The organism is Streptomyces sp. 8N114, assembly GCF_052245835.1.
Taxonomy (GTDB): Bacteria; Actinomycetota; Actinomycetes; order Streptomycetales; family Streptomycetaceae; genus Streptomyces.
Window position 1 is genome coordinate 1 of record NZ_JBQQBT010000049.1, and the last position, 11,102, is coordinate 11,102.

General features: G+C 70.3%; 9 protein-coding genes. 3 read left to right on the forward strand and 6 right to left on the reverse strand.

Features of this window, described 5'->3' with window-relative positions:
* Positions 1-109: 109 nt before the first annotated feature.
* Positions 110-643 carry a chloramphenicol phosphotransferase CPT gene (gene cpt / locus ACTWQF_RS36515; protein ID WP_443284081.1) on the reverse strand — a complete coding sequence of 178 codons (534 nt, stop codon included), beginning with the start codon at positions 641-643 and terminating at the stop codon, positions 110-112.
* A 331-nt stretch (positions 644-974) separates the two neighbouring features.
* Here cpt and ACTWQF_RS36520 point away from each other — a divergent pair, with 331 nt between their 5' ends.
* Entirely contained in the window at positions 975-1,970 is a 996-nt protein-coding gene (locus tag ACTWQF_RS36520) for a LacI family DNA-binding transcriptional regulator (RefSeq protein WP_443284082.1), read from the forward strand.
* A gap of 556 nt (positions 1,971-2,526) precedes the next feature.
* Positions 2,527-5,109: a trehalose-phosphatase gene (otsB, locus tag ACTWQF_RS36525; protein ID WP_443284083.1), complete on the forward strand. Its 2,583-nt coding sequence runs from the start codon at positions 2,527-2,529 to the stop codon at positions 5,107-5,109.
* A 51-nt stretch (positions 5,110-5,160) separates the two neighbouring features.
* Here otsB and ACTWQF_RS36530 read toward each other — a convergent pair whose 3' ends face one another.
* Complete coding sequence (locus ACTWQF_RS36530) at positions 5,161-5,784, reverse strand: DUF1266 domain-containing protein (RefSeq protein WP_443284084.1); 624 nt, start codon at positions 5,782-5,784, stop codon at positions 5,161-5,163.
* Positions 5,785-6,060: 276 nt separating this feature from the next.
* Here ACTWQF_RS36530 and ACTWQF_RS36535 point away from each other — a divergent pair, with 276 nt between their 5' ends.
* Positions 6,061-6,630, forward strand: coding sequence for a hypothetical protein (locus tag ACTWQF_RS36535; RefSeq protein WP_443284085.1), 570 nt, complete (start codon positions 6,061-6,063; stop codon positions 6,628-6,630).
* A gap of 65 nt (positions 6,631-6,695) precedes the next feature.
* On the opposite strand, the gene ACTWQF_RS36540 is transcribed toward ACTWQF_RS36535, so the two are convergent.
* The 4 genes from ACTWQF_RS36540 to ACTWQF_RS36555 form a co-directional block, all read right to left on the reverse strand.
* Complete coding sequence (locus ACTWQF_RS36540; protein WP_443284086.1) at positions 6,696-7,565, reverse strand: sugar phosphate isomerase/epimerase family protein; 870 nt, start codon at positions 7,563-7,565, stop codon at positions 6,696-6,698.
* A complete protein-coding gene (locus ACTWQF_RS36545; RefSeq protein ID WP_443284087.1) occupies positions 7,562-8,581 on the reverse strand; it encodes a Gfo/Idh/MocA family protein in 1,020 nt (339 codons plus the stop codon). The genes ACTWQF_RS36540 and ACTWQF_RS36545 overlap by 4 nt, the downstream gene beginning before the upstream one ends.
* A 79-nt stretch (positions 8,582-8,660) precedes the next feature.
* Positions 8,661-10,100: a sugar porter family MFS transporter gene (locus ACTWQF_RS36550; protein ID WP_443284088.1), complete on the reverse strand. Its 1,440-nt coding sequence runs from the start codon at positions 10,098-10,100 to the stop codon at positions 8,661-8,663.
* A gap of 9 nt (positions 10,101-10,109) precedes the next feature.
* A complete protein-coding gene (locus ACTWQF_RS36555) occupies positions 10,110-11,060 on the reverse strand; it encodes a TIM barrel protein (RefSeq protein WP_443284089.1) in 951 nt (316 codons plus the stop codon).
* Positions 11,061-11,102: the final 42 nt, after the last annotated feature.

Below are 11,102 nucleotides of genomic sequence, written 5' to 3' on the forward strand. Positions count from 1 at the left end.
GGGTGACCGCAAGGCCACCCGGCACGACCTGGCTCCGGCCCTCAGCCCGCGCGGCCGTCGGCGGGGTCTTCAGCCTCCTAGGCGGGACGGTGGGCATCCGCCTCGTCGATCACCTGACCCGAGCGGCGACGATTCGCGCACATTCCAGGGACTCGGTATCCGTGGTGTCCACCTCCACGTCGTAGACGACGCCCCGGTGGACCGTCTCCGCCTGCGCCGCGGCCATCCCTCGCGCCCGGTCGCCGCGGGCGATCTCGCGTCCCGCGGCGACCGTGCTCGAGCATCTGACGCCGACCCAGAGCACCTCGAGTCCGTCAAGAGCCTGCTGCCACCGCTGCTGGGATGCCGCACCGCCGAGGAAGACGTCATCGACGATGATCCGGGCGCCCGCACGGGCCATCGCGGCGGTTCCTTCCCGCCACGCCGCCTCCAGGTCACGGAACACGGGCCCGACACTCACTCCACCGTCCGCAGCGAACGCGATGCCCGCGTCCGATGTCTGCATGGACGCGGGCATCGCCTCGACCAGCGTGTCGACCCCGACGGCAAGCCATGGCTCCGGCAGGACCGCCTGCAGACACCGGGTGATCCCGGACTTGCCCGAGCTGGATCCGCCGTTCAACACGATCACCTGAGTTGTCACCGCGCCACGATAGGAGCACCGCTCACGACGCCCGTACCGAATTACGGAGGGCTCGCTTGCTGCACCCGGCGCGGCGAACCCCTCCAGAACTGCGGCGACTGGCGACCGAGACGATCGAATCACGATCGAAGCGCTTCGATTACGGTTGATATCGTGACGCCGGCGTGCCGAGAGGCCAGGAGCTGCGGCCGAGTCGTCGGCCCCCGGCAGCGCGGATGGTTCGTCGGCCCCCGGTGGGAGTGCCGGTCCGCAGAGGCGCCGAGTCGTCGTCGGCCGCTGCCCAGACAGGGGTGCCCCCGCGCCGTGCGCCGGAGTGAGGGAGGATTCAGGGATGAGCCGGGCCACCATCTACGACGTCGCCGAGCGTGCCCAAGTCAGCATCTCCACCGTCTCGTTGGCTCTCAACGCGCCGATGAAGGTGCGAGCCACCACGCTGAGCCGCATCATGACCGCGATCGACGAGCTCGGCTTCACCCCGCGCGCCGATGCGGCGTCCCGGGCCCGAAAACGGGCGGGGCGGATCGGTGTCATGGCGCCGTTCACGACATATCCGACGTTTGCCCGGCGGCTCGAAGGTGTGTTGGAGGCCGTCAACGGCCTGGAGTACGAGGTCGTCGTCTACGACCAGATCTCGGCCGCCGCAGCCGCGCCCGTGCTGGCCGGTCTTCCCGTCACACACCGACTGGACGGTCTGCTCGTGATGTCCCTGCCCCTGACGCCTGACGTGGCCGAGCGGCTGCGGGTCAAGACGCTGCCGACGGTACTGGTCGAGCTCGCTCGCCCGGACTTCAGCAGCGTGAGCATCGACGACGCGGCCGGCGGGCGGCTGGTCGCCGATGAGCTGACCGCCGCGGGCCACACCCGGTTCGGCTTCGTCGGCGAGACCCAGGCGGCCCCGGACTTCGCCTCACAGTGCCGGGAGCGGCTCGCAGGCTTCCGTGCCGGGCTGCGCGACGCGGAGCTCGACCTTCCGGACTCCCGGGTGCGGCTCGTCGAGAACAGCGTGGATGCCGCAGCGCAGGCCGCCGCGGAGCTACTGGACGCCGAGGAGCCGCCAACGGCCGTCTTCGCCCACGACGACTATCTGGCGGCCGGTGTGCTGCGGGCCGCCCGCACCTGCGGGCTCCGCGTCCCCGACGACCTCGCGGTGGTCGGCTTCGACGACGGGGACTTCGCGGAGGCCCTGGACCTGACGACGGTGCGGCAGCCGTTCCGGGAGTCGGGCCGCGTCGCCACACAGATACTGCTCGACCGCGTACGCGAACCCGACCGGCCGATCCAACGCACCCGCCTCGAACTCTCCTACGTTCGGCGCGGCACGGCCTGACCCGCTACCGTACGGCCTGACCAGCGCCGTACGCCCTCTCCCGGCGCCCGGCAAGGGTCCGAACCGGCGCGCTTTCCGGCACCTACCGCCACCCGACGGCGGAGCGGTTTCCGCATGTCTCGAAGGACCTTTCGAAGTGCTTCGATCAAAATGTTGACGGGCAGTGCGGCGCCTGCCTAGCCTTTCGACCCGTGACATCGCAGCCAACGACCGGGAGGCTCAATCGGGCCCGGGCCAACGGCCGTTCCGGCACCGAGCTCAGGGACCCGAAGACGGTCCTGTGTTTCGGCGATTCCAAAATACGAGAAGTGCGGCTGCGGCTTCTTCGATGTCGCTACGGTCACCGGCGTCGGCAAGACCGACGGTTTCCACCTCGACCGGGGCGGACGCCGTGCGCTCGGTGAAGCCCTGGTGACAGAGTGCTCCGCCGCGGGGCCGGGCGCTGAAAGCGCTGACCCCGGCGGGACCGTCCACGCCTGGCCGTGCCACGATCGCACCTGCTTCTGCCCTTTTCCTTCTGCCTGTTTCATCACCACACACCTTGGAGAGTGAGGCGTTGACCGCCGAAGCCCTGCCCGCCGAGCTCCGGCGCGCCCTCGTGCAGCTCGCCCGGACCCCCCGTCTGCTGGTCGCCAGCGACTACGACGGGACCTTCGCGCCGATCGTCCCCGACCCGGCGGAGGCCAGGCCGGTGCCCGAGTCGGTGCACGCGCTGCGTTCGCTCGCGGCCCTGCCCGCCACTACCGCCGCGCTGATCTCCGGGCGCGCCCTGCGCGACTTGGCCACCCTCTCCCGGCTGCCCGCCGAAGTGCATCTGGTGGGCAGCCACGGCTCGGAGTTCGACATCGGCTTCGTCCACCAGCTCGACCCCGAAGCGGCCCGGCTGCGGGCCGAGTTGCAGCGTGCGCTGGAGGAGGTCGCGGCGCAGGCGGCCGGCGTGACGCTGGAACCCAAGCCGGCCGGCGTCGCGGTGCATCTGCGGCGCGCCGAGGCCGGGGCGGCACAGCGGGCACTGGAAGCGGTCCGCTCCGGCCCCGCCACGTGGCAGGGCATACACGTCACCGAGGGCAAGGCCGTCATCGAGCTGTCGGTGATAGCGACCGACAAGGGGAACGCCCTGGACACGCTGCGCCACCAGGTTGGCGCCAGCGCCGCGGTCTACTTCGGTGACGACACCACCGACGAGCGTGCCTTCGCCCGGCTGCAAGGGCCGGACGTCGGGATCAAGGTCGGCGAGGGCGACACCCGGGCCCAGTACCGCATCGCCGACGCCACCGAGGTCGCCACCGCGCTGGCGTTCCTGCTGGAGGAGCGGCGCGCCTGGCTCTACGGCCAACAGAGCCCGCCGATCGAGCGGTTGACGATGCTGGCCAACGAGCGCACCGTCGCCCTGCTGACCCCGGACGCCCGGCTGACCTGGATGTGCCACCCCGGCCCCGACTCCGCCGCGGTCTTCGCGGATCTGCTGGGCGGCCCCGGCGCCGGACACTTCTCCGTCCGGCCCCGCTCGCTCCCCGGCCGCCGCGCGGCAGGCGCTGCGAACCCGGCGGGCGGAGCACCGCGCAGCCCGCTGCCGCTGGGCCAGCGCTACGTACCCGGGACCATGACCGTCGAGACGCGCTGGTCCCGTCTGCTGGTGACCGACTACCTCGAACACGGGCTGCCGGGCCACCGCACGCAGCTGGTCCGCGTGCTCACCGGCAGCACCGCGGTCGCGGTCGAGTTCGCCCCCCGCCCGGAGTTCGGCCAAGTACCGGTCCGGCTGGTGGCGGAGGCGGAGGGCCTGCGGATCCTCGGCACCGCCGAGCCGATGGTGCTGCGTTCGCCGGGGGTGCACTGGGAGGTCACCTCCGACGGCGTGAACGAGACGGCGCACGCCGTCGTGGAGCTCACCGAGGGGCGCCCGGTCGTGCTGGAGCTGCGGTGCGGCACCGACGATCTGACGGCGGCCCCGATCGCGGAGGCTGACCGCCGCGCGGTCGCCGACCGGTACTGGTCGGACTGGCTGAGCAAGCTCAACCTCCCCGACTGCGAGCGCGAGCTGGTGGCCCGCTCGGCGCTCACCCTGCGCGGCCTGTGCGACGCCGAGAGCGGCGGCATCATGGCTGCGGCCACCACCTCGCTGCCCGAGGAGATCGGTGGTGTCCGCAACTGGGACTACCGCTACTGCTGGGTGCGCGACGGCTCGATGACCGCGCAGGCACTGGTCACCCTCGGCTCGACCGCCGAGGCCGAGGCGTTCCTCGACTGGCTGCACCGGGTACTGGACACGTTGCCCGGCCCCGAGCGGCTGCACCCCCTCTACACCCTCCAGGGCACAGGGCTGGGTCCGGAGGCCGTGATCGACGGCCTTCCCGGGTACGCCGGCTCCCGGCCCGTCCGGGTCGGCAACCTCGCCGACCAGCAGGTCCAGCTGGATGTGTTCGGACCGGTCGTGGAACTCGTCGCCCACCTGGCCGAGGCCACCGGCCGGATCCGCGACCGCGACTGGGAGCTGGTCGAGGGCATGGCCGCTGCCGTCTCCCGGCGCTGGAGCGAGCCCGACCACGGCATCTGGGAGGAGCGTGACAAGCCCCGGCACCACGTCTACTCCAAGGTCATGTGCTGGGTGACACTGGACCGCGCGGTGAAGCTTGCCGAGATCTACGACCGCAGCGCCGACCCGTCCTGGGCACCGCTGCGGGACCGGATCGCCGAGGACGTACTCGACAACGGCTGGAGCCCGGACGCCCAGTCGTTCACCACGGCCTACGACGGCCTCGACCTCGACGCGGCATCCCTGCACGTCGGGCTCTCCGGCCTCATCGACCCCGACGACGAGCGGTTCGCCGCCACCGTCACCGCCATCGAGTCCGAACTGCGCAGCGGTTCCACCGTCTACCGTTACCGACGCGACGACGGCCTGCCCGGCGACGAGGGCGGTTTCCACCTGTGCGCGGCCTGGCTGATCGAGGCGTACCTGCTCACCGGGCGCCGCACCGAAGCCGCGGAGCTCTTCCAGCAGATCGTCGACACAGCCGGCCCCACCGGGCTCCTCTCCGAGGAGTACGACCCGATCGCCGAGCGCTCCCTGGGGAACCACCCCCAGGCGTACTCCCACCTGGGCCTGGTCCGCTGCGCCCAACTGCTCGCCCACTGACCGGATACGGTGCCGGGGCCGCCCGGCCTCGGCACCGTCTCTCCCGGCTGGTCACAGTGGCCGGTCGGGGAGGCTGATCACATGCCAAGGTGCCCGGTTCCAGGGGCTGGTGGGGTTGGCGGGGTCCAGCAGGGTGCGGAGGTGGGCGTCGGAGACGGCTTGCGGGGCGGGGAAGCCCTCGTCCGGGGTCGCGCGCAGACCCTCCATCCACACTTTGCGCACCAGCAGGTAGTCCGTCGCGAACGCCTGCCACGAGTCGTACGCGGCGACCGTGGGCATGACGGTGGCGCTCAGCAGTTGCCAGGCGGTCGGTGCGTCCAGGTGCCCGGCGGCGTAACCCTTGCGGACGACGTCGACGTAGAGGGCCACGTCCCAGGCCAGCGGGTCGGCTCCCGTCTGTGCACGCAGCGGCGCCCGGTAGCCCTCCCTGAGCAAGTCGTCCAGCCTGTACAGCAGTTCCTCGCGGCCCGGGATCTCCCACTCTTCCCGCAGCCAGCGCTCTGCCTCGGCGTCATCGCGGTGCCGGAAGGGGTACAGGGTGGTGCGCGAGGCTTCCCGCCCCCGGTTGACCGGAGCGGACAGGGAGACCTGCCACAGCTGGTGGGTGGACAGGGGCGGTTCGTACGGCGGTTGGGGGCTGCGCCGGCGACGGAACGGCTCGAACATCTGGACCATGTTGCGGCACCCTACTGGGCGGCCCTCGCGCCACGGCATGGACGGGTACCGACGGCGTTCACCACGGGGACGCCGGAACCGAGCGAACGGAATCTGCCGACTTTCCGCGGCTCCCTGAAGCCTCCCGTACGGTCCCGGCGCGCAGGTGGCGGCGAGAGCGGTGGCCTGATCACTTCGAACGCCCGGGGGCAGGGCTCAGGCCCTCTCCCTCGTGCGGTGTACCGGCTCTAGTGTCCTCAACACACAGTGTCGCTATTACTACTGCATGGAGTCGACATGTTCGCTCGCGCCGCCCGCAGGATCCTGACCGCCGTCGCCGTCACGGCACTCACCGGCACCGCTCTGGCCGCCGCGCCCGCCGCAGCCGACTCCTCGACACGGGCCGTACCCACGGGCGAGTTCACCGCTGTCAGCCAAGTGACCGGCAACTACATGATCCCCGACGACACCAAGGGAAACCCGGGCACCTACCTTCAGGTCTATCCCAGCACAGCGCCCAAGGACTGGAAGACCACCTGGCGCTTCGTCCGAGTCGCCACCTCCGACGGGCGGCCGGTCTATCAGCTGCAAAGCTCCGCCGGGGCGTGCGCCACCAACGAGAACGGTGAGAACAGCATCGTTCATCTCCGCGACTGTTCCGGCTCCACTCGGAACAAGGACCAGTGGTGGCTCCTGGAGCACGTTCCCGGCACCGATCCCCAGGACCCCGACTACGGCATCGTCTCCTACCGCGACGAGGACCTGGCGCTGACCGCCCGCGGTGAAGGGGACACCTACATCGACCTCAAGCGGATGTGGGGCGACCACCCCTCGCAGCGCCAGGGCTGGCACTTCTACTCCGCCTGAGAATCCGCTCCCAGGGGGAGGGACGGGCCGCTCCCTCCCCCTGGGTCCCCGGGCAGGGTCCGCGGTCAGCCGACCAGCTCCTTGGTGATGCGCTCCAGCATCAGTGCCGACGACTCGCGGGCCCGCTCCTCCCAGGCGAAGACGCAGGCGGTGGCGACGCCGTCGAAGTCGAGCTCCCGCAGGGTGCCGAAGAAGGCGTCCCAGTCCACCTCGCCCTGGCCGATGTCCAGATGCTGGTGGATGCGGGCGGGGGTGCCCGGCGGGTTGAGGATGTAGCGCAGACCGGACGAGCCCTTGTGGTTGAACGTGTCCGCGATGTGCACATGCCGGAGCTTGTCGCCCGCGTAGCGCAGCATCGCCGCGATGTCGGCACCTGGCTGCGCGGGCCCGGAGAGGTGGAAGGAGTGCGGGGCGCAGTAGAGGTAGCCCACCCAGGGCTTGTTGACGGCCCGGACGAGCTCGACCGCGGGGGCGTTCTCCTCGCAGAAGTCGTCGGGGTGAGCCTCCAGGTTGAGGGCGATGCCTTCGCGTTCGAAGACGGGCAGCAGCTCCTCCATCGAGCGCCAGAAGGCGGCCTCGCTCTCCGCGGCCAGCTCCGGGCGGCCGTTGAACTCCGAGTTCATCAGCGGGCATTCGAGCTCGGCCGTGACCTCGATCATCCGCTTCCAGTAGCACACGGCGGCCTGCCGCTCGGTCTCGTCCGGTGAGGACCACTTGTACAGCGGCAGCACCGAGGAGAGCTGTACGCCGTGCCGGCGCAGCGCGCCCTTCATCTGGTTGACGCGCGCGTCGTCCGCACGCGGGTGCAGGAAGAACGGCATGAAGTCGTCGCGGGGCGACAACTCGATGTACTCGTACCCGAGTTCGGCGACCGTGCGCACCATCTCGTCCAGCGGCAGCGTGCGGAGCATGTAGGGGTCGAGGGCGATCTTCATGCGAGGCCTCCGTAGAGAGCGGGCCGGGGCTTCATGTCGACGGTGACGGGCTGCCGGCCCGATTCCAGGGACCGGACCGTGGCGTCCGTGATGACGGTGGCGGCGTAGCCGTCCCAGGCGGACGGGCCGGTGGGCTCGTCGCCCGCCTCCACCGAGGCGACCCACTCGCGGAACTCGGTGTCGAAGGCGTCGGCGAACCGGCCCTTCCAGTCCTGGAGTACGGCCCTACCGTGCTGCCCGGCGGTCCGGATGCCGACGGCCGCCGGGTCCGGCAGCCGCACCAGCCCGTCCTCGCCGACGGTCTCGCACTGGATGTCGTATCCGTACTGGCAGTTGACGAAGACCTCCAGATCGATACGCACGCCCTGCTCGGTCTCGAACAGCATGATCTGCGGGTCTTTGAGGTGCTCGAACCGCTTGCTGGTCGGCCGCGGGGTGAGCACCTGCGCTGAGACGATCTCGTCGTCGAGCAGCCAGCGCAGTACGTCGATCTCGTGCACGGCCGTGTCCTGCGCTGCCATGGCGGAGTGGTAGGAGTCCGGCACGGTGGGGTTCCGGTGGGCGCAGTGCACCATCAGCGGTGTCCCGATGGAGCCGCCGTCCAGCACCCCCTTCAGCTGCCGGTATCCGGCGTCGTAGCGGCGCATGAAGCCCACCTGGACGAGGCGGCGGCCGTGCGCGCACTCCGCATCGACGATGCGCAGACAGTCCTCGGCGGTGGTGGCGAGCGGCTTCTCGCAGAAGACGGGCTTTCCGGCCGCGACGGCGTTCAGCACGTGCTCGGCATGGGTGGGGCCCCAGGAGGTGACGAGTACGGCATCGACGTCGTCCGCCGCGATCACTGCCGGACCGTCGGGAAGAGCGCGGGCACCGACCCGGGCCGCCGTATCGCCGGCCCGGGCGCTGTCGATGTCGGTGACCGCCGTGACTTCGGCGCCCACGACGACATCGGTGAGCCGGCGAATGTGGTCCTGGCCGATCATTCCGGCGCCGATGACCCCTACACGCACAGTCATGGGATTCCTTTCAACAGTCCCTGGGGCGCCGTCGGCCTTCCCCGGCCGACGGCGCCCTCCGGGGACGGGACGGTGGGGATCAGGAGAAGCGGGCGCGCAGGTCGTCCTCGAGCTGTTCGAGGGTGCGCCCCTTGGTTTCGGGGACGAACAGCCTCACGAAGGCGAAGGAGAACACGCCCGCCACCACGAAGAGGAAGAAGGTGTTGGAGACCCCGATCCCGGAGACCAGGGACGGGAAGACCAGCCCGATCACGAAGTTGGTCAGCCACAGCACCACGGCTGCGACGCCCATACCGAAGCCGCGCATACGCGTCGGGAAGATCTCCGAGAGCATCAGCCAGGTCACCGGCGAGATCGCGCCCTGCTGGAAGGCGAGGAAGGTGATGGTCATCGCCAGCACCGCGAAAGCGCGTCCCATGCCGGAGTCCATCGTCAGCGAGAAGACGCCGATCAGCAGCAGTGCCGCGGTGGTCCCCAGCTGTCCGGTCATCAGCATCGGGCGGCGGTTGACGCGGCCCAGCAGCCAGATGCCGACGAAGGTAGCCAGCACCGAGATCACGCCGTTGGCGATGTTCGCCACGAGCGCGTTGTTCGACTCGAAGCCGGCCTCGGTGAGGATCTCGGTGCCGTAGTACATGATCGTGTTCACGCCCGTGATCTGCTGCACGATCGCGATGCCGAAGCCCACGAACATCAGCTTGCGGACCCACGCGGTGGCCTTCATGTCCTTCCAGCCGCCGAGCTTCTCCTTCTCGTCCTTGACGGCCAGCGCGGTCACCTCGCTCAGCTCGGCCTCCGCCCGCGCCTGCGACCTGACCTGCTGGAGCACCTTGAGCGCGTCGGAAAAGCGACCCTTGGCGGCCAGCCAGCGAGGGCTCTCCGGCATGACCAGCATGCCGAACCAGAGCACAACGGCCGGCAGGGTCGCCAGCACCAGCATCCAGCGCCACACGCCGCCGGACTCGCCGCCTACCTGGGCGAGGGCCGCGTTGCTGGAGAAGGCCAGCAACTGACCGGTGACGATCATCAGCTCGTTGCGCGTCACCAGCGCACCACGGCGCTCGGCCGGGGAGACCTCGGCGAGGTAGACGGGAACCGTCACCGACGCGCCACCGACCGCGAGGCCGAGCACGAACCGGGCCACGATCATGACCTCGGTGTTGGGGGCGAGGGAGCAGCCCAGCGCCCCGATGAAGAACACCGCGGCCAGCAGCAGAATGTTCTTCCGCCGGCCCCGCGCGTCCGAGAGCCGGCCGCCGGTGACCGCTCCCAGTGCCGCGCCGAGCAGCAGCGAGCTGGTGACCATGCCCTCCGTTGCGGGAGTCAGGCCCAGGTCGTCGGTCATGTACGGCAGCGCGCCGTTGATGACGCCGGTGTCGTAGCCGAAGAGGAGACCGCCGAAGGTGGCGATCAGGGTGATCAGTCGCAGCCGGCGCCGGACGTTCGGCGGTGCGTCGTCGATGGCGGTGGACGGCACGGAAGGAGTCGGGTGCGGGGTCTTTTCGTCTCTGACATCCATGGCGGCCTCCTACCGGTTGTCGTTCGGACGGCGGGTTCCGGTCAGGCCGCAGCCGGCCAGGTGCTCACGGGTGCGCACCGCGATGGGAAGCGGCACCTCGGGAGCGCACGGGTACAGGTCCTGCTCGACGATGACGAACAGCTCGGCCTCGAGCTGGGAGAGCACGTCCACCACCTCGGCCGGTTTCGGCACCCCTTCGGGCGGGGACACGCACACACCTCGCTTGACGGCCTCGCCGAAGGAGAGCTTCTCGGCGGCCACCTGTGCCAGCACCGCCGGGTCCATCTGCTTGATGTGTACATATCCAACGCGCTCACCGAAGCGACGCACGAGGTCGAGATTGTCGCCGCCGCCGTACGCGACGTGACCGGTGTCCAGACACAGGTTCGTGTAGCGGCTGTCGGACTCGTTGAGCAGCCGCTCGATCTCGGGCTGCGTCTGGATGTGGCTGTCCGCGTGCGGATGGAGGACCAGCCGGATGTCGTACTCGTCGAGCAAAAGCTTACCGAGCCGGTCGGCGTTGCGGCCGAAGCCCGCCCACTGCTCGGCGGTCAGCTCCGGGGACTCGGTGAACGCGCCGGTCTTCTCGTCCCGGTACATGGGCGGAATGAGCACGAGATGGTGAGCCCCCGCGGCAGCTGTGAGCTCCGCCACCTGCCGGACGTGGGCGAGCATCTCGTCCCACACCTCGGGACGGTGCAGCGCGCCGAAGGCGGTACCGCCGGAGACCTGCAGCCCCCGCACGGCCAGCTCCTCGGCCAGGACCGCGGGGTCGGTGGGCAGGTAACCGTAGGGCCCGAGCTCCAGCCAGGTGTAGCCGGCCTGCGCCAGCTCGTCGAGGAAGCGGGTGTAAGGGACCTGGTGCTCGTCATCGGGGAACCAGACACCCCAGGAGTCCGGGGCCGAGCCGAGGCACAGATTGCCCGCGACGGTACGGATCGGGGATGGCGCCGTTGCCATGGTGGATCAGTCCTAACGAGAGAGGGAGGGGGAGGGGAGGGG